General features: G+C 31.0%; 30 protein-coding genes. 2 read left to right on the forward strand and 28 right to left on the reverse strand.

Annotated elements, in window-relative coordinates; genetic code table 11:
* Positions 1 to 83: 83 nt before the first annotated feature.
* From ACKTTV_RS15165 to ACKTTV_RS15245, 17 genes are all read right to left on the reverse strand, one after another.
* Entirely contained in the window at positions 84 to 626 is a 543-nt protein-coding gene (locus tag ACKTTV_RS15165) for a Crp/Fnr family transcriptional regulator (protein ID WP_408031707.1), read from the reverse strand.
* Between the two features lie 520 nt (positions 627 to 1,146).
* Positions 1,147 to 1,893 carry an alpha/beta fold hydrolase gene (locus ACKTTV_RS15170; protein ID WP_408031708.1) on the reverse strand — a complete coding sequence of 249 codons (747 nt, stop codon included), beginning with the start codon at positions 1,891 to 1,893 and terminating at the stop codon, positions 1,147 to 1,149.
* Complete coding sequence (locus tag ACKTTV_RS15175; protein ID WP_408031709.1) at positions 1,890 to 2,342, reverse strand: GNAT family N-acetyltransferase; 453 nt, start codon at positions 2,340 to 2,342, stop codon at positions 1,890 to 1,892. Before ACKTTV_RS15175 ends, ACKTTV_RS15170 begins: the two co-directional genes overlap by 4 nt.
* A 202-nt stretch (positions 2,343 to 2,544) precedes the next feature.
* Positions 2,545 to 3,051 carry a GyrI-like domain-containing protein gene (locus tag ACKTTV_RS15180; protein WP_408031710.1) on the reverse strand — a complete coding sequence of 169 codons (507 nt, stop codon included), beginning with the start codon at positions 3,049 to 3,051 and terminating at the stop codon, positions 2,545 to 2,547.
* Complete coding sequence (locus ACKTTV_RS15185) at positions 3,038 to 3,502, reverse strand: hypothetical protein (RefSeq protein WP_408031711.1); 465 nt, start codon at positions 3,500 to 3,502, stop codon at positions 3,038 to 3,040. The genes ACKTTV_RS15180 and ACKTTV_RS15185 overlap by 14 nt, the downstream gene beginning before the upstream one ends.
* 3 nt (positions 3,503 to 3,505) lie before the next feature.
* Positions 3,506 to 4,231 carry a hypothetical protein gene (locus ACKTTV_RS15190; protein ID WP_408031712.1) on the reverse strand — a complete coding sequence of 242 codons (726 nt, stop codon included), beginning with the start codon at positions 4,229 to 4,231 and terminating at the stop codon, positions 3,506 to 3,508.
* Positions 4,232 to 4,324: 93 nt separating this feature from the next.
* Positions 4,325 to 5,446, reverse strand: coding sequence for a serine hydrolase domain-containing protein (locus ACKTTV_RS15195; protein ID WP_408031713.1), 1,122 nt, complete (start codon positions 5,444 to 5,446; stop codon positions 4,325 to 4,327).
* A 130-nt stretch (positions 5,447 to 5,576) separates the two neighbouring features.
* The gene (locus ACKTTV_RS15200) at positions 5,577 to 6,059 is read right to left on the reverse strand and encodes a DUF3995 domain-containing protein (RefSeq protein WP_408031714.1); all 483 of its coding nucleotides are present in this window, start codon (positions 6,057 to 6,059) and stop codon (positions 5,577 to 5,579) included.
* A gap of 33 nt (positions 6,060 to 6,092) precedes the next feature.
* Positions 6,093 to 6,290 carry an NIF family HAD-type phosphatase gene (locus ACKTTV_RS15205; RefSeq protein ID WP_408031715.1) on the reverse strand — a complete coding sequence of 66 codons (198 nt, stop codon included), beginning with the start codon at positions 6,288 to 6,290 and terminating at the stop codon, positions 6,093 to 6,095.
* Entirely contained in the window at positions 6,283 to 7,161 is an 879-nt protein-coding gene (locus tag ACKTTV_RS15210) for a pirin family protein (RefSeq protein ID WP_408031716.1), read from the reverse strand. Before ACKTTV_RS15210 ends, ACKTTV_RS15205 begins: the two co-directional genes overlap by 8 nt.
* A 4-nt stretch (positions 7,162 to 7,165) precedes the next feature.
* Complete coding sequence (locus tag ACKTTV_RS15215; protein ID WP_408031717.1) at positions 7,166 to 7,786, reverse strand: macro domain-containing protein; 621 nt, start codon at positions 7,784 to 7,786, stop codon at positions 7,166 to 7,168.
* Positions 7,787 to 7,887: 101 nt separating this feature from the next.
* The gene (locus ACKTTV_RS15220; protein ID WP_408031718.1) at positions 7,888 to 8,589 is read right to left on the reverse strand and encodes a YARHG domain-containing protein; all 702 of its coding nucleotides are present in this window, start codon (positions 8,587 to 8,589) and stop codon (positions 7,888 to 7,890) included.
* Between the two features lie 15 nt (positions 8,590 to 8,604).
* Entirely contained in the window at positions 8,605 to 9,402 is a 798-nt protein-coding gene (locus ACKTTV_RS15225) for a hypothetical protein (protein ID WP_408031719.1), read from the reverse strand.
* 7 nt (positions 9,403 to 9,409) lie between these two features.
* Positions 9,410 to 9,895, reverse strand: a complete 486-nt coding sequence (locus ACKTTV_RS15230; protein ID WP_408031720.1) for a hypothetical protein — start codon at positions 9,893 to 9,895, stop codon at positions 9,410 to 9,412.
* Positions 9,895 to 10,461 carry a hypothetical protein gene (locus tag ACKTTV_RS15235; RefSeq protein ID WP_408031721.1) on the reverse strand — a complete coding sequence of 189 codons (567 nt, stop codon included), beginning with the start codon at positions 10,459 to 10,461 and terminating at the stop codon, positions 9,895 to 9,897. The genes ACKTTV_RS15230 and ACKTTV_RS15235 overlap by 1 nt, the downstream gene beginning before the upstream one ends.
* Positions 10,462 to 10,576: 115 nt before the next feature.
* Complete coding sequence (locus ACKTTV_RS15240) at positions 10,577 to 11,884, reverse strand: S41 family peptidase (protein WP_408031722.1); 1,308 nt, start codon at positions 11,882 to 11,884, stop codon at positions 10,577 to 10,579.
* 27 nt (positions 11,885 to 11,911) lie between these two features.
* Positions 11,912 to 12,304 (reverse strand): hypothetical protein, encoded by a 393-nt coding sequence (locus tag ACKTTV_RS15245; RefSeq protein ID WP_408031723.1) that lies wholly within the window; start codon positions 12,302 to 12,304, stop codon positions 11,912 to 11,914.
* Positions 12,305 to 12,519: 215 nt separating this feature from the next.
* Between ACKTTV_RS15245 and ACKTTV_RS15250 the strand changes: the two genes are divergently transcribed.
* A complete protein-coding gene (locus ACKTTV_RS15250; protein WP_408031724.1) occupies positions 12,520 to 13,962 on the forward strand; it encodes a sensor histidine kinase in 1,443 nt (480 codons plus the stop codon).
* A 7-nt stretch (positions 13,963 to 13,969) separates the two neighbouring features.
* Entirely contained in the window at positions 13,970 to 14,668 is a 699-nt protein-coding gene (locus ACKTTV_RS15255; protein WP_408031725.1) for a response regulator transcription factor, read from the forward strand.
* Between the two features lie 40 nt (positions 14,669 to 14,708).
* On the opposite strand, the gene ACKTTV_RS15260 is transcribed toward ACKTTV_RS15255, so the two are convergent.
* The 11 genes from ACKTTV_RS15260 to ACKTTV_RS15310 form a co-directional block, all read right to left on the reverse strand.
* Positions 14,709 to 15,254 (reverse strand): hypothetical protein, encoded by a 546-nt coding sequence (locus ACKTTV_RS15260; RefSeq protein ID WP_408031726.1) that lies wholly within the window; start codon positions 15,252 to 15,254, stop codon positions 14,709 to 14,711.
* Positions 15,255 to 15,543: 289 nt separating this feature from the next.
* Positions 15,544 to 16,272 (reverse strand): hypothetical protein, encoded by a 729-nt coding sequence (locus tag ACKTTV_RS15265; RefSeq protein ID WP_408031727.1) that lies wholly within the window; start codon positions 16,270 to 16,272, stop codon positions 15,544 to 15,546.
* A gap of 808 nt (positions 16,273 to 17,080) precedes the next feature.
* Positions 17,081 to 18,358: an argininosuccinate lyase gene (gene argH, locus ACKTTV_RS15270; protein WP_408031728.1), complete on the reverse strand. Its 1,278-nt coding sequence runs from the start codon at positions 18,356 to 18,358 to the stop codon at positions 17,081 to 17,083.
* Positions 18,359 to 18,680: 322 nt separating this feature from the next.
* Positions 18,681 to 19,778: a M20 family metallo-hydrolase gene (locus ACKTTV_RS15275; protein ID WP_408031729.1), complete on the reverse strand. Its 1,098-nt coding sequence runs from the start codon at positions 19,776 to 19,778 to the stop codon at positions 18,681 to 18,683.
* Positions 19,778 to 20,554: an acetylglutamate kinase gene (gene argB, locus ACKTTV_RS15280; RefSeq protein WP_408031730.1), complete on the reverse strand. Its 777-nt coding sequence runs from the start codon at positions 20,552 to 20,554 to the stop codon at positions 19,778 to 19,780. The genes ACKTTV_RS15275 and argB overlap by 1 nt, the downstream gene beginning before the upstream one ends.
* An 80-nt stretch (positions 20,555 to 20,634) precedes the next feature.
* On the reverse strand, positions 20,635 to 21,573 hold the full coding sequence (locus ACKTTV_RS15285; protein WP_408031731.1) for a Rossmann-fold NAD(P)-binding domain-containing protein: 939 nt from the start codon (positions 21,571 to 21,573) through the stop codon (positions 20,635 to 20,637).
* Positions 21,574 to 21,603: 30 nt separating this feature from the next.
* Positions 21,604 to 22,758, reverse strand: a complete 1,155-nt coding sequence (locus ACKTTV_RS15290) for an aspartate aminotransferase family protein (RefSeq protein ID WP_408031732.1) — start codon at positions 22,756 to 22,758, stop codon at positions 21,604 to 21,606.
* Positions 22,755 to 23,555 carry a pyrroline-5-carboxylate reductase gene (gene proC / locus ACKTTV_RS15295; protein WP_408031733.1) on the reverse strand — a complete coding sequence of 267 codons (801 nt, stop codon included), beginning with the start codon at positions 23,553 to 23,555 and terminating at the stop codon, positions 22,755 to 22,757. The genes ACKTTV_RS15290 and proC overlap by 4 nt, the downstream gene beginning before the upstream one ends.
* Before the next feature lie 53 nt (positions 23,556 to 23,608).
* The gene (gene argC, locus ACKTTV_RS15300; RefSeq protein ID WP_408031734.1) at positions 23,609 to 24,586 is read right to left on the reverse strand and encodes an N-acetyl-gamma-glutamyl-phosphate reductase; all 978 of its coding nucleotides are present in this window, start codon (positions 24,584 to 24,586) and stop codon (positions 23,609 to 23,611) included.
* 68 nt (positions 24,587 to 24,654) lie between these two features.
* Positions 24,655 to 25,833 carry an argininosuccinate synthase gene (gene argG, locus ACKTTV_RS15305; protein ID WP_408031735.1) on the reverse strand — a complete coding sequence of 393 codons (1,179 nt, stop codon included), beginning with the start codon at positions 25,831 to 25,833 and terminating at the stop codon, positions 24,655 to 24,657.
* 62 nt (positions 25,834 to 25,895) lie between these two features.
* Positions 25,896 to 26,576 (reverse strand): GNAT family N-acetyltransferase, encoded by a 681-nt coding sequence (locus tag ACKTTV_RS15310; RefSeq protein ID WP_408031736.1) that lies wholly within the window; start codon positions 26,574 to 26,576, stop codon positions 25,896 to 25,898.
* Positions 26,577 to 26,619 lie beyond the last annotated feature (43 nt).

A 26,619-nucleotide genomic window follows, 5' to 3' on the forward strand; every position in this document is an offset into this window, starting at 1 on the left:
AAAAACTCCGTAGTATTATGCATTCATCTATATGAAGAAAGTTTGAGCGAATTGTTTGATTAAAGATAAGTTAACGTTCTCGTTTAATCTTTTGAACGTATTATTTTTCCTTTTAAAGTACTCAATGTTTGCGGTGCGATTCCTAAAAATGAGGCAATCATATGTTGAGGTACTCTGTTTTGGAGTTCAGGGTAGGTTTTTAAAAAATATTTATACCTATCTATAGCGGGAGTGCCCATAAGCATTAAAACTCTACGTTGTAATCTGCCTATTCTACGATATAGAAGTTGGGCATTATTAATTATTTGCTCTTTTGATAACTGATATTCGAAAAAACAATCTTTATCAAAAATAATTACTTCAGTATCCTCCAAACAATCAATATATAATTCAATGGGTTGATTGTATTCCATGGCTTCTAGATCTCCAATAATCCATTCTTCAGGAGCAAACATGTATATATGCTCTTTTCCTTTGCTGTCAATGATATAGCTTCGTAATAACCCTTTGGAAACAAAATATGCATAAGGTTTTAATTTTCCTGGCTTTTGTAATATTGTTCCTTTTTTAAAAAGTTTGGCTTTTGCATTTTTACTAATTGCTAGTATATCTTGAAGTCTACTCATAGTTGTAAAAGTAATAAATACAATGTTTTAAAGAAATAAGGTTAAATATTTATGTGCAAAAAAAGGAGCTTATAAAAAGCTCCTCTTAATTTAACCTTAAATATAAAAGCCCCCCAGCTTTATTACTTAAATTACTTATATGACACACAAATTTTTGATAGGTCACATAAAAAATGAAAAAAAATAAAAAAAAGTGGAAAAAAAATAAGAAAGCTCCCGAAGGAGCCAACTTCTCCCCTTAAAAAAAGGGAAATAAAAAAAGGTTATCGTTGTGTGTAATATACTTTTTGGGGAAAGTTTGTAATGGGATGATTAATTTACGATAACCTTTTCGTAATTAAATTTGAGGGGAAACATTTATTAATTACACTGCAAAGATATGGCATTACTTCCTGTCAAAATATGATGAAGTACTTATGAAGTGATTATTTTTAGCTTCTGTATTTATATTCAAACCTACTACATTTTATTGGTTATAAATGTAGTAGAATAGCAGGTGAAGAGGGTATAGTTAAACTTATTATGATGAAAGAAAATTTTTAGACAATCTAAGAAATTCAGTTCTATTATCACCATCATGAGCATAGTGTCCTGTGTTTGGTACTACCCAAAGTTGAGAGTCTTTTAAGTTCTTATGAAGTGTTGTTACAGACTCAATTGATATTTGTTCGGCCTTATCACCAAGCACAAGGAGTGTTTTTGTTTTAATAGCTGTTATTTCGCTCTTTGTTAATTTAATTTTATAATTGGCAAGTTCATCCAAGATTTTTTTAATCTGTTCATCTCCACCATTATGGTAATCGTATATCCATTGAAATTTTTCGACATTTTCATAATTGAAAGTGTTCAACATGTTAGGGAAATCTTGACTGTTCCAATCACCATTAGCACCTATAATTACCATTGATTTAATTAGTTCAGGTTTTAGACAGCTTAACTGGAGAAGTACATCACCACCAAAGCTTAATCCAATTCCTTTTATTTTTTTAATATTAAGGTGTTCTAGTAATTTCAGAACATCTTCAGATGCAGATTTTACAGAGAATTTTTCTGTCAATGTACTTGATTTACCATGACCTCTTAAGTCTACTAAATAAACTTTGTACTTATCTAGGTATTCGTCAACATAACTATGCCATGCAATTGAAGATTGTGTATAACCATGCAATAACAGCAAAGGTTCACCTTTTCCATAAGTTTCGTAATAAATTTGATGATTACCAATTTTTAGGTAACCGGATTCTTTTGTAGTAGATGTTTTTATCATTTTGTAGTAGTTTTTTTAAGTTTCATATGAAGTATTGGGTATGGCTTTCCGGTAGCATCCAATTCCGAGCGATTTATAATCTCAAAACGTTGGTTTAAATAAAAATTCAAGGCTTGTTGATTTTGTTCATTAACATCTACCTTGTCAATATTTAATGTTGTTATAGTGTTTTGAAGTAAGGTTTTTCCAACTCCCTTTCCAATATAATCTGGTCGAACAAAAAGCATTTCTAAACTTTGTTCAGCTACTCCACTGAAACCAATTATTTTATTGCTGCTGTTTTTTATACAATTAAGTTCCACTGCATCGAAATAAGTGTTTAAAATTAACGGTTTAAAGTATTCGATATCTTCTTCTTTTAAGAAATCATGTGTCGCCCTTACTGAGGCTTCCCATACTTTTATGAGTTCTGCATAGTCCTTCTTCCGAACTATTTCTATTTTATACATTGTTTGCTAAGATTTTATTTTTTGAATGATATTATTTTAGACTTAGTTTTAAATACTGGGATTCTCTTTTACAGCTACCATGAAATTCAGGAATAAGTTTAAAGTAATAGTTTGAATTATGAATAGTATATTCAGTAATAAGCCATCCATTAATGGCTAACATGAATACAGGTAAACAGGGTAATTAGAATTAGTCTGAAACTTATAACACATTACTTTTTTTCTTCTTTATCGGAATCCAAATCTCTTCCTCAGAATCAGGATGATTATTTTTGTATTTTTCTCCTAGTACTTCAAAGTGAGGCCGATTATCAACAACGTAAGGAGAATTTGGAATCCATTCAGAAAAAATATATTGGAATATAGATGTATCTGAGCTCAAACCTTTATAATCAAATACCGCGTAGATTCCTTCTTTCAACACAAAAGTATTCATGTTTTGAGGTACGGTATTGAAATTATGAACCTCTACAGTAGCCCATTTTTCGAATTCATTTGATGGATTGAAATTTTGGTAGTATAAAGGTGGGTAAACTTGCATAGATATCATGTCTTCAGAAATACGATTTTGAATTTCTTTGATTTCGGGTGAAAATTGACTCCATAGTTGGTGAGTTTTATTATTAACCAAACTCATGTTAACTTTTTGTCCTACAAGTTTTTTTTCTGACAATTGTATTATTCTTGGCTCTATTTTATTGCTGCTCATTTTCTAATATCTTAATTTGTTGAGTCGTTCTATCCGGATGGGTATTAAATAAAGAGATACCGGTATTGGTAATTTTAACTTTAAAATTACGTTTTATCAGAAAATGATCTTGCATTTCTAGTGATAAATACATAAAAAATAATAGAAATACTCCGAAACCTATCCAAAAACTATTTGATATCTTCTTAGAAATTTCAATCCTATAAAATTTACGAATGAATAGACAGAAAACAAGGGTAATAAAAAAGTAGGCAAGGAAATTTAAAAGCATCTCCATTACAAAATATTGAGTAGATAGCGATGTATGAAAACCACGGCATTGTTGTATAAAAGGAAAACCAACGAAAAACTCATATGTTCCGTCAAGGACTAACCCATATCTCCATTGAGATATGGTTCCAAATAAAATGATACTTATTGGTAGTATAACGCGGAATACGAGTTTATTCATATGCTAATTATCTATTATTTCGAATGTTTTTCCTCTTTTTACAAAGCTTCTATTCTGTTGTTTTTTACCAATAAATGAAAGAACTTTTTCAATAGTTTTTGAGTTAATATCTTTTCTTTTATGTTTCTTTAACTTGTCATCAATCAAATAATCTTCTTTTACTTTAAATGCACTTTTTGCCATTTTTTTGGTCATTTGTGCATAATAATTATGTAGTATTTTTAATTCGTTTACATTTTTAGGTAATAGAAAAGAATTTGTGCTTTTTGAGGTATCAATAGAAATTTTGATTTCATTACTCACGGGTCTTTTAAAAGTAAGAGAAACCTCCCTTTTATTTGACGTAAACTCAGGAAATGGTAATGTTTCTTTATCCGATATTATTGATATTTTCTCAGCTTTACGATCGTAAGGTTTATAGTAAGATATTTTTATAGTATTATCTGGAGCAACGTCTTTTGAACCATAAATATAAAACTCCTTTAAAAGTTCCTTATCTGGATACAGAGTTAAATCTCCATTGTTGTTAATTTTATAACTTCCGTAAACTTTTAAATCAACAGCTCCAAAAGTAGCATAGTAGAAAAATTGTTTGTTTTTGATAAGATAAATTCCTGAAGCAATTTCAAAACCCGACAAACTATAATGTCCTTCAGCAGATTTATACTGATTTTGAGATTGTATTTTTACTGTAACAAATACAAGGACCAATAATAAATAACGAAACATAATTTTTAAATAAGGTTAAATAATAGCAATATTTGGACTTAGCTTTATAAGTCATGGGGAAGTATTGCAATATAAATTTTATTATTGAAAATACTATTGTTGTTCCTCAATTTGTTTTAACAAATTAATTTCCCAGAATTTAGGGATGGATAAATTAGCAGCAATAATGATTGTTAGTTTTTTTTCAGGGCAGCGAGTGAGTCTGGTATTATAGCCTGGTTGCTGTCCTGAATGAGTCTGCACTTTTCCTAATTTTTCTGAAGTGTATAAAGACCAACCGAATCCATAGTGTGAGCCCCAGCCATTGGCAAGCTCGCCATTATTTAACTTAACAGGAGTGGTTGCCTTTGTTAGGCTTTGTTCTGAAATAATGCTTTTTTCATAAAGAGCTTTATCCCATTTCAATAAATCATCAAGGGTACTAATTATTGATCCATCACCATAAAAGCCACCTAACCAGTACACAAAGCTGTTTTCGGGAGTTTCATAAGCTATACGTTTTTCGTTTGCTTTAGCGTCATATATATATCCCATGGCAAGTTCAGGAGTTTTGACCGTTCTATAATCTGTAGAATGCTCAGCCGTGGTGCTATGCATCTTCGCGGGATCGAAAATCTTTTCTTTCATAAAATTTTTATAGCTTTTACCACTAACTTTTTCAATTAAAGAAGCAAGTGTGCAATACCCGATATCGCAGTATTCCCATTTCTTTCCAGGTGCCCATTGTGATGGATATTTTTTAGACGCAAACATTTCAAACATTTCCTTGTTTCCGTTCACTTTTGTAGTATCAAGATCTTGCCACATGGAATTAACAAAATTAGGTAGCCCAGAAGTGTGTGACATTAGATGTTTAATTTGTACTTTTTTGTAAGGGAAATTGCTCAAATGGCTAGAAACATAGTCATTAACGGATAGTTTTTTTTCTTGTTCAAGAATAAGAATACCAAAAGATGTAAACTGTTTTGATAGTGATGCTAATTGGAACTTTGTTTTGTTATTGAAAGTTGTTTTTAGCTCGGTATTGGCGTATCCAAAACTTTTTCGATAAACCACTTTGTTTTTGTGAGCAACGAGTACTTCTCCGTTAAACCGATTATTGTTATGAAAATTTTGTAAATAGTTGGTAAGCTTTTCGGTGTTCAACTTGAGTTCTTGAGAATTCACAGAAATGCAAAATAAAGCGAAGGTTAGAAGTTTAATAAGTTTTATCATGGTAGTAGTTTGCTCTAAAAATAAAGAAATATACTATAGTAAAATTGTGTTTTTATGCCATTTTACTTACTTATAGATATTCAAAGACTGATAAGTTATTAAACTAGTTTCTTCCAAATATCTCATGATATTACTTTGAAATAGTTACTTTTCTTTTTGCAACAATAAATCCCATAACTGCAATAAACAGGCATAGAGGAGAGTAAAAGTAATTGTCAAAATAGGCAAAATTCGTGTTTCTAATATGTTTGAAAAAACCAACGATATGAAAATCACCTATAGCTCTTAGAAGAAAAATAGAAGGAATTAACCAAAGTAGAATGGCTCTAAGAAATATTAACACTTTTACTTTAAATAATTTTGCATAAAATAAATAGATAGTTGAAAAAAGTAGCAGCCCAAAACCTACAATAATACTATCCGTAAATGTTGGGTTTAGAATTTTTACTCCTTCTGACGTTTCTGGTAGAACGTTATTAAATCCCCATGTTCCACCGAATGCCCAGTAAACATGAATGATAGATAGTAACAGGAAGATAATTGATAAAACAATAGATAAAGTATTGTTTTTATATTTTCTGTTGCTAACCTCTTTTTTCGATACTTCGGACATTTGTTTCGTTTTTTAATGTTTTTAAATACTTTACTAAAAGTAGTAGCTCATTGTCATCTTTTTCACCTCATTTAGGAATTCAAGTAAATAAGGTCGTTCATAAACATAATAGTCGAAAATTTTGAAGTTTTCCTTTCTATCTAGCTTATTTCGAGTGGCATGAATTAAAGTCTCGTCAATATCAAGAATGAGTAAAAGTTTTTCTTTTTCAGGCATGTTTATATTATACATTCACACTAGGGTAGGGTATATAGCTATTATCATTGCTAATTTTGGGGAATTGTTTGTTGTTCCATGCTAATTTAGCTTTTTCAATTTTAGTTTTGTCATGCGATACAAAATTCCAATCGATATAGCGAGGCTCTTCAAAAGGTTGACCTCCAAAAACAAATAGTCTTGAATTGGCTTTGACCTTAAACTGGCAATAATCATTTTCTTTAGAAACCAGTAAATGTCCTTTTTTAATTACTTCATCACAAGCTGTTATCTCTCCAAAATGAACCAAAATTCCGATTTCACCTTTTAAATTACCAGTTAAGTTTACAGAGGTGTCTTTTTGTGCAATTATTTCCAACATAAATAGGTTAGACCATAAAGTTAAATTAGACTGTTTTCCGAAAGCAGTACCAACAATCAACTTCATTACTAAGTCGTTTTCTTCCCAAGAAGGAACTTCATGAGATTTCAAATGATGAAACTCTGGTTGATTGTCTTCCATATTTTTGGGTAAAGCTAGCCATATTTGATAGCCTTCTATTTGATATGTTTTTCCCTTTAATTCTTCAGGAGTTCTTTCAGTATGAGTAACGCCTTTACCCGCAACCATAAGATTTACTTCACCAGGAATAATTTTTTGTGAAGTACCAATGCTATCAACATGCATCACGGCACCACTTAATAGATAGGTTAATGTAGCCAAACCAATATGAGGGTGTTGATCTACGCTCATAGTTTTTTCTTTTCCTAAGGTTGTCGGTCCCATATGATCAATAAAAATAAACGGACCAATCATTCGCTTTCTTCTAAATGGAAGTAATCGTCCTACTAGAAAATCTCCAATATCTCTGCTTCTTTCTTCAATAATTAATTTTGTGTTTGACATGAGGTTAGTGGTTTGTTAGTTGTCCAATAATTTCTGAATGACGAGCTGTCAAATTTTTCCAGTTCATATTGGATGTTGGATTATGAAAGTTTTTATAAGCAGTATACATTTGTCTTGACGCTTCTTTGGTACTCATTTTTCCAGTTGCAGTTCCCATTCCAGGGCAAAGAACTTTATGAATTCGGACTTTGTTGTTTTTATTATAATTAGCAATAGCTGTGAGCATAGCAAAAAATGCATTGTACACATTGTCAGTTATAGAAATATCTGAAGGTACTCTCATTGTGGGTGTATGTGCTAAAAAAGGGTGGTCTTCATTTTCCGTAAAAACAATGATTGAAGTTCCTACAGGTTGTTCTCCATAAAAATCTTTTTGAATTCTCTTTTGGACGTTGTATTGAATTTTCATCCCGAAATAATTTCTAATAGCCAAATCTATTCCTCCATCCATAAGACCGAATGAGTTTGCTGGGCTGACTAAACAGTCATATTCCTTTATTGACTCAAATTGTCCATGAATAATTTTTACCTCAGGATTATTTTTGAATGACTTTTGCCATTCTTCGCATAGGTCTTTCTGAAGGTCAATTAAAGTTATTTGAAATAGTTTAGGAGATATAGACATTAAGATTTAGGTTATTGATGTTTTCTTTACAACTAATTTAATAAAAGAGAAGTTAATTTAATAGTGTTATACTGCGTTTTAATTGAAAACTCTAACTTATTTTAATTCTTTTTTGCCGTTTCAACTTTCTTTATTTTCATAAGGTTTATTTTTTCAAGTTTAGTGAGAAGATGATTTACGTCTTTATTAAATCCATAATACCAATCCTGCTTATTAAAATAGATGTCCATTTCACCTCCTTTTTTGAATATATAATGATATCGCGCAAATATTTCATTTCTCATTATTTGTAATTCTTTCAGAGAGAGAGCTTTTAGTTCGTTTTCATTTACAATCTTATAAAAAGTGTAATTGTATTTACCTCTTTGTTCATCAGATAATTTATTTATGGACTTTTCACCTAATTCATATTCGCCTTCCTCCCCCATTTGTATATGAGGATTTTCAAGTTTCAAGCATTTTCTCCCTTCGTAAAAGACAAATTCTCCATTACTTTCTTTTGAAAAGAATTTGTTGTCTTTTATTCTTACGTTAGTGTAGTTCTTGTATTTAGGTAACCATCCGTTTTTTGTATTGGAGCTCCATTCATGATATGATAATTGAGCACAAATAATACCTCCTTGAATAACGAAGGTTACTTTAGATTCGCCCTCAGAAAATCCGAAGTTATAGCTCCCTTCATAATTGTTTATGTTTTCTGTTTTCCATTGAATTAGTTTAGATTCATCAATTCTGATATCACTAAGAACTTGAGCGAAGCCAATGGTTGAGAAAAGTATTAAAAGAGGAATTAATTTATTCATTTTGCTTTTAGTTTATTAATCTACTCCTTGAAACCATTTATTAATAAAATTGATAAGTCTTAATTGTTTATCCCTGGAATAACTCTTAAAAAATGTGATGAAATACGGCCAATCCAATATATGAGTTTCGCTATAAGGAATAGCAAGAGTTCTTGAATGTAGTAAACCTATTAATTTCTTTTTTTCAAAGAGTAAAACAATTCGGAAGCCAGGAGAAGGATCTTCTATTGAATTTTCATAGTTGTAAAAACTTTCAATTCCTTCATAATTGAAAGCGTCTCTCTCCATATCAAAGTTTCTAATAAATTTATCCCAATTATGGAGATTGTAGTTTTTTTCGTGTAGTTTCTTTTCGACTACGTTCTCAATTATAGATTCTGGCTTTATGTTATTTTTATGTGTATAACCCAATAGAATAGCGTAATAGTTTTTTCCGTCATACCCAGTATCAACAACTAAAGTGTTTTTTATAATTCCTATTGTCTCGTTATTAGTAATAATAGAACGACCTTTTTTTAAAGAATCTGTTCCATATTCTTTTGGATTAATATCGGTATAAACTAATATTTGGTGCCAGTTTTTATTCAAAGGAGTACATTCCACCAAAGTATTGTCTTTAAGCTCAAATAGTATTTTGCCATTGGGTTTATCTCTAACATTGGCAGGTCCATCTATTCTTTCTCCGATTAAATGCTGGTTTTTCTCGGTCGTTTTAGGAATTGTTTCATTTTCTATTTCAGAATCTTTCTTGTTCTCATTTTTACATGAGAATAGAATTAGGATAGAAAAAATAACATAGAATTTATATTTCATTTCTGCTTTAATTACACTTATAGAATTTGGAATAATACTTTATGGGATTATGCAGTCTATATTCTTTATTTTTAATTGTTTTACAAAACTTATTGATGTTAAGATTTATTATTTTCTCAAGATTTTCGATAAATCCCTCAGCAAATTCGCCATCCGCGAAGCTAGCAAGTTGGAGACTAGCATCATAAAACTTCATGTTTTTGTATAATAAGACTTCATTAAAAATATATTGAGTGATATCGTAAAAGAAATCAGTTCTTCCGATTTCCGTTTCTGGATGTGTTGTATTGTATAATAAACTAAAATTATCTTGTGTTTTAGGAGTAAGCCTTAATAGCACATTTTTAGGGATCTCCTTTTTTGTGAGATATAATGTGCAAGCTAGCTCCATATTTTTATTGTAGTTTTCTTGTGATTGTGCTACTGTTTTTGAGATAATCAAAAAGTAAAGGAAGAAAAGAATACATATTTTTTTGATTGAATTATTTAACATTAGCTAACGTTTTTAATCCTATTTCGATACTTCCAGTTGAAATATAATTTATACCAAAACAAATTCCATTCATGCCTAAAACCTCCGTGCTCCCAGTTAATATCAAACTTTTTGTTCCTCTCTTTAGCATATACAGGGAGGCTAATTTTACAATGAAACATAGGGGGGGTTGTTTCAAGATTTCTGAAAGTGTTTTTTGTTATGGAAGATTTTGGAAAATACTTTATTTGAATAATAGTTTTATCATAGAAACTTTGGTATACGTAAAAATTTACATCATAAAGGTTCGGATACAAAACAAATAAATCATCCGCAATTTCATCTAAAGATTTTAATGTAACAGATTTGAGAGGGGTAGGTTTAGTATCAATATTTTTTTGTTCTTCATCAAATGGTATTATTTCTGAAATAAAATAGAACATATTTTTTGATAACTTATTCCAGCATGTCTCTTCAACTAACTCAAATAATGCTTGAGTTAATTCTTCAATCTTTGTTTTTAAGGAATATATTTCTTTTGAACTCAAAATAGCAAGTGATTTATTAAACTTTCCTTTCAATAGCATAGTAAAAGTAATAATAAATGTGAAGAAAATACAGTAATATTACAAAGTTTAACCCAAAAAACAGCACGAAATCGTGATTCGTGCTGCTCTATAAGTTGTTTGATGTGCTTGTTTTCTAATTGGCCTTTAATTCAAACTTTGTAACTTTTCCATGGTCCCAATCGATTACCTTGTAAAATAGTTTAGTAGGATTTATAGCATGGTCAAACTCAATAATTAGATCGCCTTCTCTCGTATATCCTTTTTCAGCATAGAAGATGGTATTGGAAAAAGGAATAAGCCGTTTTTTACCAAAGTATAAATTATCATTCTTAAAACTCACTTGATATTTACTATATGATTTGGCTAATGTTTTTGAGAATTTAGCAGAATTTTCGGTGGTTTTTGCATTAAAATAATTTAGTTTCCATGTTAGGAGTTCTTCTTTTTCTTTAGGGAGGTTACCTTTTTTCATTTCTTTCATTAAAGAGTCGCTCTTTTTAACGAGAATTTCTTTTTTAATAAAATCCAAAGCTAAATCAGTTGATATCTTTATATCTGGAGTAACTCCAACATCTTCCCAGTTCGATTTTGTAATAGGAGAAGTAACTCTTCCCGAAGGAATAAATGCAATAAAGTCTTTTTCAATTGGTATGAATGCTCCAGAGTGAGCACCTCCCCATGAATTTTCCCCAACAATAGTAGCTCTTTTATTTGCTTGCATAAAGTATGGGAATGCCTCAGCGGCAGACCCTGTATTTTTTCCTATAATAATGTAAAGTGTGGCATTAGGTCTTCTTTTTCCAGGAACATTAACTAATGTCCATTCCTGAACAAGTTCATCTTTTTCTCTATTGTAATTTTCTAGTAATAACCGATGATCACCTTCTTTGAAAAAATAGCTACCCAAAAAACGTCCCATTTTACCACTTCCACCACCATTGTCTTTTAGGTCAATGATGTAACTGTCGGCATGTTGTAGAAACTCCATACTTGCTTTCGCTATTTGAAAGGCTTCATCGTATTCATGAAATTGATTAATTTTTAAATAACCAATATTATCTGGTAGAAGAGCTACTTTTTCAAAGCCATAATTTTTTTGCCTTATTTGTTTTCTATGATCAACTTCAGGTTTTTTATCGGTATTGGTTATGTTTTTATAACTCTGCGGGCTAAAAAAGAACCTAAAATGAACGTCTTTACTAATGCTTCTTATAGTATCGTTTAACGCTTTTGCGAAGTCTTTTTTATTTCTTGGAAACTGATACTGTTTTATTTTACTGCTAACTTCCTTGGCGGTTTTTTCGAAAACGTATGACTTTAACAACTTATCAGATAGTTTCTCTATGATTTTATTTTGTTGTTTTTGAGTCAGTAATGTTTCTTCTTGTGCAATACAGGTAATTGAAATGAAAAGTAGTATTAAGATTGTGGTTTTTTTCATAATTTATTATTTGTAAACTTAGTTGTGCTATATGTTTTTGATTTGAATGTCAATTGTAATTTTTTCGTTATCAGAGTTATGAGAAATATTCATGGTTGTTTTGTTACTAGCAGACTTTCCTCTTAAATCATAACCTATTTTATCAATATTAACTTTGATGGCATTGTTTTCTAGGTATATGCAATTTTCTAGATCAATACCCAATTCTTTAAACTTATTTGTGTTTCTCAGGTCTTTATAAGAATGGAACAATTCCGATATTGTTTTATCGTTTTTTGTAAGGATTATTTCAATGGCTTTTTGATGGTAGTTACTGAATGATATTTCAATATTATTTTTATGCTTGTTGCTATTTTGAGCAGTACCGATATAAAAAGTACCAAGTAAGCAAACAAAAGAAATTAACTTTTTGATATTCATGTTTTAAGTGATTTGATGGGACAAAATTATTATGTATGTTTATGGTAATTAGGTAATTGAATATTAAAAAAGCTTAATAGAAAATTAAAAGAAAGGTAAGTATGGGCATAGGCTAAAGGAAAACCTTAAAAAACCTTAAAAAGCCTTAAATAAAATTAAGAAATAGTGAATGCCTTGAAGAAATATGTTTCTTTGAAAATTAAAACACTTAATAAATGATGGGAAGAAACTTTAAATATGTGATTCTTTTAATAGGCTTGTCTTCCTTAGGAATAATTTTTTCTCAAATAAATTGGTTAAATAATAGTTTTACGCTTACCCAAAAGAATTTTAATGAGTCGGTAGTGAAATCTCTTACAGAAGTGAAAGAGGTTATTAAAACTCAAAATAAAAAGAATAGTATTGTAATTGACGAAAACTTTAAAGCGGACTATGATTACCTTAGTGAGGACGAAAAATATAGATTTAAATTATATTCAATTTCAAGGTTCGGTTCTAGACCAAAATTTGATCAAGACTTTTATAATTCATTAGAAGAATTTCAAGAGGCTTTTTTAAGACGAAGAAATACTGATGGTAGTTTTAAAGAATCAGTCTCAATTATTTATGGTCAAGAAAATATACAAGGCTTTAATTATTATAAGGAAATAGACTTTGATAGTTTAATAAAAAAAGTTTTTACCTCTAACGGGGTAAAATTGACCTATAGTTTTGGAATCAAGAATACTAAATCTAATAAATGGGAATGCATTTGGGGGAAAGAATTGAAGGATACCAGTTTATTAGAAAAAAGTGATTATGTCTTAGAAGTTTTTGATAATAAAAGTATTTATGTAGTTTTTTATGATAAAGAATCGTATTTGTATAAATCATTGTTTTTTAATGTGTTGTTGTCTACTATAATGGTTTTAATCATTCTATTTAGTTTATGGTTTTCGTTACGAATAATTTTAAAACAAAAGAAATTGTCTCAGATAAAAACAGATTTTATCAACAATATGACACATGAGTTTAAAACTCCTATCGCATCTATTGGTACGGCCGCAGTAGCTATTGAGGAACCTGAAATAATTGGAGATGAATCGGTGGTAAGACAGTTTACAAAAGTTATTAAGGAGGAGAATGAGCGTATGAATAAGCAAGTAGAAATGATCTTAAAGTTGGCACAAAATAATCACTTCATTACCGAATTAGAGATGCAAAGTGTTGATGTATTAAAGCTTGCGAAACAAGTTGTTTCTCAGAATAGAATTCGAGTTGATAAAAAGAATGGCACCATAGAATGTATAGTAAAAGTAGATAATACTGTGGTTATTGGAGATGAAATGTATTTGCATCAGGCAATTAGTAATTTGGTAGACAATGCTATTAAATATTCACCGAATGAAATTCATATAAAAATTGAAATTGAAAAGAAAAACGAATACTTAGTTATCCATGTTTTAGATAAAGGTATGGGAATTCAAAAGGATGATGCAAAGCGGGTTTTTGAAAAGTTTTATAGAGTATCAACAAATAATATTCATAATGTGAAAGGATTTGGATTGGGGTTGAGCTATGTTAAACAAATTGCAGATGCCCATAATGGACATGTTACTCTTAAAAGTAGCAAGAAAGGAAGTGTCTTTTCATTGTTTTTACCTCAAAAAAAAGAATAGTATTGATATGCAACTTCGAAAAAAAATATTATTAGTTGAAGACGATCCTAATTTCGGAATGGTTTTAAAGGCTTTTTTAGAAATAAAGAAGTTTAATGTAACATTATGTAATGATGGAGGAGAGGCTTTTCAAATAGCAAAAAATCAAGTTTTCGATTTCTTGATACTCGATGTAATGTTACCTAATAAAGATGGATTTTCAATAGCACAGGAGTTGAAAGAAAATGGAATTAAAACCCCTTTTGTTTTTTTAACGGCTCGGATATTAAAAGAAGACAAGGTGAAAGGTTTTGAGTTAGGGGCTTTGGATTATTTGGAAAAACCTTTTGATCCTGATATTCTGTATTTAAAAATCCAAGCGCTTTTAAGTAAAGAAACTGAGATTATTTTAGATGATGATATCATCAATTATGAAATTGGAAATTTTAAATTAGATGTGGTAAAGAGAGTTCTTGTCTTAAATGATATTGAAACAAAGTTAACATATAAAGAGAGCGAGTTGTTAAAAATGTTAATTGTATTTAGAGACAACATTTTACTTCGTTCACAGGCACTTTCTGAAATATGGGGCGATGACAACTATTTTACAACCAAAAGTATGGACGTTTATATTACAAAACTCCGAAAATATTTAAAGAAGGATACAGAAAATAATATTGAAATTCAAAATGTTCATGGTAAAGGATTTAGGTTAGTAATAGCATAAGCCATTTTTTTTGTTGAAACATTGAAGAGCAATACCAAACTTATAGTAGCAATATTTTTAATAGAATTAAAACAAATAGTATGACAGCCAAAACAATACGAAAAGCTGGTTTTGAAAGAATGCCATACTCTTTATAAATATCCTTATATTCAAGTTCGCGAAAACTCTGATTGTTCTGTTGAGTAACATCGATGATTTTATGAATGGTATTGTCAAGTACTTCGGCTTCCTTTCCAGTAGTAGCTCCTGTTATCATTAAAGTTTTATCGTTTGTTAGTTTTAGGCAAAATGCCTTTTGCAAACCTCCGCGATCATCAATAAAATATCCAATTATGTCTTTATAAGAAATAGTTTGACCGTTAATCTTAATATAATCATCATTTCTTAAATCTATTCTCGTAGTTTTTTTAGATACTTTAATAGCAAAATAAATACTTAAACCTAATACAGGAATGAATAAAAGAAAAAGACTAGTGTTATTTGTATAAATTAATAAGATAATACTTAAACCAATAATAAAGGTGAAGCTTGTAAAAATTGTCGTAAGAAGTATTTTGGTTGAAACTGTTTTTAATTCAATGTCCATGTAACTAAAGTTTTAGCTAAAAATACATGGAATGATATGTGTATTTGTTTTGAGTTAATATTCGTAGTATCGAGGCTGTTATTCGTTGTTTTTAGAGACAAACTAAAAATAATAAAAGGTAAAAACGGTATTAAAAGCCCATAAATCTAACTTCAAATAATAAGGTATTTATTATATATACACTATAGATTCTAAAGAGAAAGACTTTACATGCCTCATTTGTGGTTTTATTTGATAATAGAATGAGTTACCTGTTTTAATAGATTAATACTTTTTTAGTATGTCATTCTTATTTACTAAGATATTCTGATGTTGTGTAGGTTTGTTTTACAATTATTTCACTTTTAGTTTTAATGACAAATTCACTTAATCCAACATGTGTTTTATTTTGAGGATTCCAATCATAAGTATATCCTAATTGAGTCCAAGGGTAATTATCATACAAATTACATTGATAATAGCTATTAATTCTATAGTTGTTGAACCACTCTTTGTATTTACTTTCTGTTTTTTTAGGAAAACAAATTCCACACTTATTAGTAGTAATATTGTTGTCTGGACATGGTCTAATAAGATCTTTTGGACGAACCCAAAACTCTATAAAATACTTATAAGTAGAGTTCGGAGGGAGACCAATTAATTGTTTTAGTCTTAGATTTACATTTTTAGATTTGATTTTTTTCATTTTTAGCAATAGTTCTGGAGAGGTTGTAACCCATATCTTTTCTTTTGTTTCATACTTCTTATTTACATAGGGTACATAAGGGGTCCGCTTTTCTTTCCAGGATACTACTAAAATATAATCTTCTCCATTAATTTTTTTCCATTCTAGTTTTTTATTTTGTTTAGTAATAGAGATTAGGTTTGGATAAACTTTACTAGGAGCGGGTGACATCGCATTTTCAATAGATTTACGATATATTTTTTTTGTGTGCTTACTTTCAGGTGCGAACTCCATAAGTTTACAGCCAGATGTGAGTACAGCAATTAATAGTAGAAAAAGTATAAATTTTTTCATGTGGTTAGTTTTAAAATGTTACTATTTGATACTTGTTTTTTTAGTTAGATGTCTAAATTAAAGAGTTAATGGTTTGGGAATAAAATGAATGCTATAAGGGGAATGATTTTTTACTTAAAAGCTCCATTTCATGGAATGAACGAGAAAATATGACAAAGTTTTTTTTATTGTAGAGAGTAAAACGTTTTCTAAAATTTTATTTTAGTGCGTTAATCAATATTTTTTGTTGATTTTTCTTTGTTAAATAATTTTATCAATTATAGTTGATTTCTTATAAGAAATTATATGAAGGATATATTACATTATAAAATTATTAAGTTTTGAATCTTATAAAAATTGGTTTAATAAATATAAATATCAAGACCAAGACTTTCTTAAGTTTATTAGCTTTATATACCAATACAGGATTGAAATTAATTGAAGCTTTTTATTTTGTCTAACTTCAGTACTTAAAGAATGTATAATTCTTTTTGAATAACTTGTTTAGATTTTTTAAATATTAATGTAAGGTGCTAGCAATAATTTTTTAGTTGTAGTTTTGAAATTAAGGTGTATTGTTTATTTTTTTTGATTTTCTGTACCATAAAAAAAGCAAGACCTACTTACTTAGAATCTTGCTTTTCTGCTAATAATATATTGTCTAAAATCTAAAGTTGAGTATTAGATGATAATGTAGCTATTTCTCTTTATTATGAGTCCAATTGAGTCATTTCGACCGCAGGGAGAAATCTTAAGTTTGTCAAATCTCATTATGAGTTTGAAATCCTCAAGATTATACACTCAACACTCAAAATTAAAAATTCATAACTTATAATTGATTCATCTTTTCTTGAATTTTATCTAAGCCCAAATTATGAATACTTCCTGAATGACTATGTTTTTTAGAGGTGTCTGGAACATACGATCCATCAGAAACTTCACCACCTATTTTTTTATAAGCATCTCTAAAACTCATACCTTGTTCAACCAAAGTATTAATATTATCAACCGTAAATAAGTACTTGTACTTATCGTCATTCAAGTCAATCTCTTTAACAATAATCTGTTGAATGGCATAATCAAAAATGTCAAGTACATCTTTTAAATCTTCAAAAGCATACAAAACATTCTCTTTTAATAATTGATAATCTCTATGATATCCACTCGGTAAATTATTCGTTAATAATAAAGTTTCCGTATATAAAGCCTGAATTTTATTGCACTTACCTCTAATCAATTCAAAAACATCAGGATTCTTTTTATGAGGCATAATACTACTACCTGTGGTTAGTTCGTCAGGAAAAGAAATAAACCCAAAATTCTGACTCATATACAAACAAACGTCCATAGCAAATCGAGATAAAGTATTGGCTAATCCACCTAAAGCCATGGCAACAGTGCGTTCACTTTTTCCTCTACTTAACTGAGCGGCTACTACGTTGTATTTTAGTGTGTTGAAGTTAAGTTCTTTTGTTGTGAATTCTCTGTCAATAGGAAAGGAACTCCCATAACCTGCCGCTGAACCTAAAGGATTCTGATCTACCGTTTTTAAAGCAGCCTCTACCAAATGTAAATCGTCAATTAATAGCTCGGCATACGCTGAAAACCAAAGTCCGAATGATGATGGCATAGCAACTTGTAGGTGCGTATATCCAGGTAATAAATTGTCTTTATATTGTTCCGAAAGTTGTAATAAGGTACTAAAAAGCGTTTTCGTTTTTTCAGTCAGTATTTCAAGATTCTCTTTATAATACAATTGTAGGGCAACCAAAACTTGATCGTTTCTTGAACGAGCTGTATGTATTTTTTTACCTACTTCACCGTACTGTTTGGTAAGTTCATATTCAATTTTCGAATGCACATCTTCAAACTCAGCATCAATAATAAAGGTACCTTCATTTATCTGTTGTTTTAACGCTTCAAGGCCTTCAATGAGCTGAGAAAGCTCTTCTTTTGATAAAATACCAATACTGTTAAGCATTTTAGCGTGCGCTGATGAGGCTTGTACATCATAAGGAGCAATAAAAAGATCAATTTCTCTATCGTTTCCAATGGTAAAGTTCTCTATTTTTTTGTCGATGCTAATGCCTTTATCCCAAAGTTTCATTTTATTGTTTTTTTGTGTCACCTCGAACCTATGTGAGAGGTCTCAAAGTAGCTAGTTACTTTTTGTTTTAACTTAACTCTCTTCGTTCGAATAACATTATGTAGTTACAAATACTCTAATTTTCTGATTTAAAAAAGAGCATTAAGCCTCGAAATAGTTGTACTAATTGTGTTGTACCCTTCTAAAACAAACAAAATTCTATCTATTCTCAGCCTAATGCTTACACTAATTCAAGCATTAATACAATATGAGTGTTTTCGCAATCGAACAAAGTTTTAACCATTTTTTACCCATTGTTGTATTAATATTTTTAATTCTTGTATTACCTTTCTGCTGTCTTTAAAGTAACAGCTTTTTCTTTCAGTACTTTGCTCAATAATTGTATATACAAATCAATACCTTCTTCAATTTCATTTACATAAATAAATTCATCAGCGGTATGTGAACGTGTACTATCTCCAGGTCCTAACTTTAAAGAAGGACAGCTCAATACTGATTGATCAGATAAGGTAGGAGAACCATAGGTTTTCCGCCCAAGAGCTATTCCTGCTTCTACCAATTCATGTTCTTTAGGAATCGAAGAAGAGTTTAAATTAAGACCTCTTGGTGTTATTGAAGTACAAGGTGAATTTTCTTGCAAGTAATCACTAATTTCTTGATTGCTATATTGATCATTTACCCTTACATCAATCACTAAAGAAACATTTGCAGGTACTGCATTATGTTGTTTTCCAGCATTAATTTGGGTTACTGTTAGCTTTACATCTCCCAATGTATCTGAGGTTTTATCAAAACGCACATTTTTGAACCATTCCAAAACTTTAATGGTGTTATATATGGCGTTATCATTGTTTGGGTGAGCCGCATGACTTGGTGTTCCTTTTACTTCAGCATCAAAAACGACTAAGCCCTTTTCGGCAATGGCCAATTGCATCAAGGTAGGTTCACCCACAATGGCAACATCAATTTTTGGCAATGTTTTTAATAAACCATTTAATCCGTTCGGACCGCTGCTTTCTTCTTCAGCAGTTCCAGCGAAGACTAAATTATATGACAGGTCATTTTGCTGATAAAAATAAGTGTATGTTGCTAATAAGGAAACTAAACAACCACCGGCGTCATTGCTGCCTAAACCATAGAGTTTACCATCTTCAATAGTCGCTTTAAATGGATCTTTTGTATATCCGTTATTTGGTTTTACCGTGTCGTGATGTGAGTTCAATAATAAGGTTGGTTTTGAAGGATCAAAATCCTTGTGAACAGACCAAATATTGTTTTGAGTTCTTGTATATGGAATATCATGGTTTTTGAACCATGCTTCCAATAACAAAGCAGTGTTGTCTTCTTCAGAAGAAAAAGACGGTGTTTCTATCAAATTTTTTAATAGTTCAATTGCTTTTATGGTGAGTTCTTGTATCATTATAATTGCAATAATGTATGTTTTGTTTGTTGATTAAATAGCATATCGGTTTTTCCAATATGTACTTGATAAACCTTGTTTTTAAGTGCGTGAAAACAGTTGTCTAACTTCGGAATCATTCCTTCAAAAATCACTTGTTCATTTTTTAATTCTTGATAGGTGTTTAAGTCGATTTCCTCAATAACAGAATCAGGGTTATCAACATTTCTTAAAACGCCATCCTTCTCAAAACAATAATACAATTCTGTACTATAGTTTTGTCCGAAAGCAATGGCTAATTCTGAAGCGATGGTATCAGCATTTGTATTCAGTAAATTTCCTTCAGTATCGTGAGTTATTGCACAAAACACAGGGGTGATGCCATTGTTTAACAATAATTCTAAAGTTGAGGTGTTTACTTTTACAATGTCACCGGCATAACCGAAATCAATAGGTTTTGAAGGTCTTTTCACCGAAACAATAGTTTGGGCATCAGCACCTGTAAAACCTAAAGCATTTACCTTATTGGCTTGTAATTGAGCTACAATATTTTTATTGATTTTTCCGGCATAAACCATTGTAATAATATCAAGTGTAGCTTCGTCTGTAACTCTTCTACCATCAATCATTTTTACAGGAACCTCCATTTTTTTTGCAAGTTCAGAAGCTAGTTTTCCACCGCCATGAACTAGTATTTTAGGACCAGTAATTTTAGAGAAGTTCGCTATAAAGCTATCGAGTGCTTCTTTATTATTAATGATGTTTCCACCTATTTTTACAATCTTTATTGTTTCCACTCTTTATTTTTTAAGTTTTTAATTTAAAATTTTGAATTTTAAGTTGAGGGCTTAACCATACAACACTCAAAATTTACAATTTACTTCAACTGAGTTAATAATTCTTTTAATACTACCTGGGCCGCATAAGTTCTGTTGTTGGCCTGTTCAATGACTAATGAATTGTTTCCATCTAAAACAGCATCTTCAGCAACAACATTTCTACGGATAGGTAGGCAGTGCATAAATTTGGCTTTTCCCAATTTTTTTTGAGTAATCATCCAGTCAGCGTCGCTTTGTAGAACTTTACCGTAATCAGAAAAAGAGCTCCAGTTTTTCGTGTATACAAAGTCGGCATCTTTAAAGGCTTCTTCTTGATTGTATACAACCTGAGCATTTTTGGTAATGTTAGGATCTAGTTCATACCCCGAGGGATGTGTAATTACAAAGTTGACATCCATTTTATTCATTAAGTGAACAAAACCGTTGGCTACTGAATGTGGCAGTGCTTTTGGGTGCGGTGCCCATGACAATACTACTTTTGGCTTTTTCTCGGATTTTTGCTCTTCTAAGGTAATTCCATCAGCCAGAGCTTGTAAAGGATGGTCTGTAGCACTTTCCATATTAACAATAGGAACAGTTGCATATTTTTTAAAACTATTGATAATTAGCTCAGAAGTATCTTTGGCTTTATCTGTTAATGTTGGAAAAGCTCTTACTGCAATAATATCACCATATTGCGATACTACTTCTGCCGCTTCTTTAATATGTTCTGAAGTGTTTAAGTTCATAACGGTACCATCTTCGAATTCCATATTCCACGCATTTGAAATATTTAGAACACTTACTTCCATCCCCAAGTTTTTTGCGGCTCTTTCGGTACTTAATCTGGTACGCAAACTGGCATTAAAAAAGAGCATGATTAAGGTTTTATTTTTTCCTATATCATTGTATTGAAAGGGGTTCTTTTTTAACTGAATAGCTTTTTCAATTATTGCGCTAAGGTCTTGAATGTCGTTTAAGCTAGTATAATGTTGCATAATTGTTCAATTTTTGTCATTACAAAACGGTTAGTTCGCTGTTGCAATTTTTTGATTCATACTCAAAACTTCTTTCAGGGCACTAATAAAGGTATCCACATGTTCTTTCTTTAGCGTTAAAGAAGGAAGTAATCTTAATAAATTCGGGTTTTTAGCGCTTCCTGTAAAAATATGCTGATCAAATAGCATTGATTTTCTTAATGATGCTATTGGTTGTGAAAATTCTATCCCCAACATTAAACCTCTTCCTTTTATTGTAATCACCTCAGGAATTTCCTTAAGCTTTTGTGTAAAATAGGTTGAAATCTCTTTTACATTCTTCATTAAGTCTTCTTCTTGTAAAACTTTGATAACGGCTAAAGAGGCCGCACAGGCTAAGTGGTTTCCTCCGAAAGTAGTACCTAAAAGACCAAATGAAGCCTTAATTTTTGGGTGGATTAAAATACCTCCAATAGGAAACCCGTTCCCCATTCCTTTTGCCATAGAAATAATGTCAGGAGTAATACCGTGCTTTTGGAAAGCAAAGAAATCTCCAGTTCTTCCAAAACCTGATTGAATTTCATCTGCAATTAACAAAGTATTGTATTCGTTACACAATCTCTCTAATCCTTGATAAAAGTTAGTGGAAGCCTCGTCCAAACCACCAACTCCCTGAATAGTTTCAATAATTACCGCACAAACATCGTTGTTTTGTAAAGCTTTTTCTACTCCCACTAAATCTTCAAACTCTAAAAAGATTACTTCTTGTTGCGCATTGATTGGAGCTACAATTTTAGGATTATCTGTTGCCGCCACAGCAGCTGAAGTTCTACCGTGAAATGAATTTTTAAACGCGATTACTTTCTTTTTATTTGTGTGAAAAGAAGCTAATTTCAAAGCATTTTCATTAGCTTCAGCTCCAGAGTTACACAAGAATAAATGGTAATCTTCGCAATTAGAGATCGAAGTAATTTGCTTGGCAAGTTCTACTTGTAATGGATTTTGAATAGAGTTACTATAAAATCCAAGGGTATTTACCTGATCCGTGATGGCTTTTGTATAAGTAGGATGGGCATGACCAATTGAAATAACGGCATGACCTCCGTATAAATCTAAATATTTAGTATTGTTCGTATCGTAAACAAATACATCTTTCCCTTTTACAGGAGTTACATCGAAAAGAGGGTATACATTAAACAAACTCATATTTGTTCTTTTTTTATCGTGTTAATTTTGTTGAATGATGCTACCATTCCTTGAATTAAAGCAGCGCTTAATCCTTTGTGTTCCATTTCATTTAAGCCTTCAATAGTGCAACCTTTAGGAGTGGTAACTTTGTCTATTTCTTCTTCTGGATGATTTCCAGAAGTAATTAAAAGATTGGCTGCACCTTCGCTAGTAAACATGGCTAATTCTTGAGCTTCTTTCGCGTCAAAACCAAGTTGTATTGCGGCTTGTGTGGTGGCCCGTATCAAACGCATCCAAAAAGCGATTCCACTAGCGCAAACTACAGTTGCTGCTTGCATTTGGTTTTCAGGGATAACCAAAGTATTCCCCAAAACATTAAAAATTGAAGTAGCTATTTTTACATGTCCATTGGCATGTGAATTACTACAAATACAAGTCATAGATTTACCTACAGCAATTGCTGTGTTCGGCATGGCTCTAAGGATGTTGTTCTTCTCACCAATAGTGTCCTCTATTTTCTGGATTGAAAATCCTGTGATAGTAGAAATAATTACATGTTTTTTTGTTAGTATTGGTTGAATATCTTGTAATATTTTTTCAAAATGTCTTGGTTGAACAGCAAAGATTAATACTTCTGAATTTTTTACTGCTTCCAAGTTATCTGTACCCAAGAAAACATTCTTAATGTCACTAAATTCTTGGAGTTCTTCTAAATTTCTTTTTGTTAAATAAAGACTCTCAAACGCATTATTCGTAATCAATCCTTTTGCTATTGATTTTCCTAAATTTCCCGTTCCTATAATGGCTATTTTCACTTGAGTGTATTTTTAGTTTATTTAATGTTTTGTTTTAAAATCCTTGAATAGATTTAAAAATAATTGGCTTTTAATTGCAGTCCAGTTTCCTCAGGAAGATCAAATAATAGATTCATATTTTGAACCGCTTGACCAGACGCTCCTTTTAATAGATTGTCAATAATACTTGTAATTAAAAGCTTGTTATTGTGCTTATGCACATGGATTAAACACTTGTTGGTATTTACTACTTGCTTTAAATGAATTGGAGCATTTGAAACATGCGTAAATGGATCATCCTGATAAAAAGAAGTGTAAAGTTCTTTCGCTTCTTCAATTGTTCCATCAAAGTTTGTGTACAACGAAGCGAATATTCCTCTCGAAAAATTCCCTCTGTTAGGTAAAAACAGAATATCCGAGTCAAAATCTGATTGTAATTCTTTTACCGTTTGGTTAATTTCTCCCAAATGCTGATGCGTAAAAGGCTTGTAATATGAGAAATTATTATCTCTCCATGTGAAATGAGTGGTTGCCGATAAAGACGTTCCCGCTCCCGTAGCCCCAGTAACTGCATTAATATGGATGTCATTACCTAATTTTTCACTATTGGCTAAAGGCAAAAGAGCCAATTGAATTGCGGTAGCAAAACACCCTGGATTTGCAATATAATTACTCTTTTGAATAGTTTCTTTCTGGAATTCTGGCAAACCGTAAACAAACTTTTTACCTTCATATACATGGTCTTGTGTTAACCTGAAATCATTTCCTAAATCAATAATTTTAGTTTTTGCTGAAAAACTGTTGTTGTCTAAAAACTTTTTAGAGTTTCCATGTCCGAGACATAAAAACAATACATCGATATTCTCATTCACTTCTTGAGTGAACTTTAGTTCAGTACTTCCTTCTAAATCTTGATGTATATGCGAAACTTTATTACCTGCATTTGACGTACTGTATACGAAATTGATAGCTGCATTTGGATGTTGTAATAACAATCTAATTAATTCCCCTGCTGTGTAACCAGCGCCTCCTATGATTCCTACTTGTATCATGTTGTTTTGTTAATTCTGATTTCGAATTATTAACTGATCATTGATAATTGATCACTGATAATTGCTATCTATTGATTTACCTGTTGGTATATTTTGTTTTGATTTCCTAATAGTTTGATAAAACCTTTGGCTTCCTCTGCGGTCCAACCTTTATTCATTTCACCATAACTTCCGAATTTAGCATTCATTAAGTCATGAGGAGATTGAATACCATCTAGGGTAAAATGGTATGGTTTTAAAGTAATGAACACGTCTCCCGTTACTTTTGATTGACTACTTTCTAGGAAAGACTCTATATCTCTCATTACGGGATCTAAATACAAGCCTTCATGCAAATGCATTCCATAGAAACTTGCTAAATATTCCTTGTGTTGCATTTGCCATTTGGTTAAGGTGTGTTTTTCAAGTAGATGATGTGCTTTGATCGTTATTAAGGCCGCAGCCGCTTCAAAACCAACTCTACCTTTTATACCAACAATAGTATCACCCACATGAATGTCTCTTCCGATACCATATGCTGAAGCAAGAGAATTCAGTGTTTCAATATTAGTTACAGGATCATTTTTAAAACCGTTGATTGCCGTAATTTCACCTTTGCTAAAACTTAACTTTATCGTTTCAGGTTCCGTTTTTTTGAGTTGAGAAGGGTAAGCGTGTTCAGGTAAAGGTTTTTCAGAAGTTAATGTTTCTTCACCACCAACACTTGTTCCCCAAAGCCCTTTATTAACAGAGTATTTGGCTTTTTCCCATGAAAGATCAACACCATTAGCCTTTAAATAATCAATTTCTTCTTGTCTTGAAAGTTTTAAATCTCTAATTGGAGTTATAATTTCAATTTCTGGAGCAATTGTCTGAAAAATCATATCGAATCTTACTTGATCGTTCCCAGCACCTGTACTTCCATGAGCAATATATTTTGCGCCAATGCTTTTTGCATAGGTAATAATTTCAATAGCTTGAATAATTCTTTCAGCACTTACTGAAAGTGGGTAGGTGTTGTTTTTTAATACATTTCCAAAAACTAAATACTTAACTACTTTTTCATAAAAGTCGTTAACTGCGTCAATGTTTTTGTAAGTTGTAACTCCCATTGTATAGGCATTTTCTTCGATATTTTTGATTTCTTCTGAAGAAAACCCTCCTGTATTCACGCTCACGGCATGAACTTCATATCCTTGTTTTGCAAGACTAACGGCACAATATGATGTGTCTAAACCTCCGCTATATGCAATAACTAATTTTTCCATTTTTTTAATATTTTAATATTGTAGAATGCATTTAAACTTTGTGTTTATAGCAAGCTGATTGCTTATGAGAAAATGCTTCTATAGGTCTGTTTTGAGTTTTTTTGATTATTCTTTTTGTTGGAACCTTTCGATTTTTTCTCTTTTTTTAAGTACATCCCCTCTTTAATTCTCTTCAGTCTTTGAAAAACTTTCTCTTTAATCTTTCTCTTCTTTGATACCTCACTCTTTGGATCATATAACATACCAGTGCACAAACACATTTTTCTATCGGTTCTTTGTAAAACATCGTAGTTTATGCAAGTTTGGCAACCCTTCCAAAAAGATTCATCTTCTGTAAGTTCGCTAAAGGTTACAGGTTTGTATCCTAGGTCGCTGTTCATTTTAATTACAGGTAAGCCTGTTGTAATACTGAAAATTTTAGCCTCTGGAAACTTAGTTCTAGATAAATCGAAAATGTGTTTTTTAATCTTTTTTGCTAGCCCAATTCCTCTGTAATCAGGATGAACGATCAGACCAGAATTCGCAACAAACTTTCCATGTTCCCATGATTCGATATAGCAAAATCCAGCAAATTTGTCTCCATCCAAAGCAATTACGGCATTACTTTGTTCTATCTTAGAAATAACATAATTCGGATCTCGCTTGGCAATACCAGTTCCTCTTTTTTCGGCGGCCTGCTCAATAGTGCTACAAATAATGGAAGCGTATGAGCTATGTGATGCATTTGTAATAACAATTTTCATTGTACAATATTTAGTGAAAACTATTTGTTCTTACGTATTGGTT

The organism is Tenacibaculum xiamenense (assembly GCF_964513065.1).
Taxonomy (GTDB): domain Bacteria; phylum Bacteroidota; class Bacteroidia; order Flavobacteriales; family Flavobacteriaceae; genus Polaribacter; species Polaribacter xiamenense.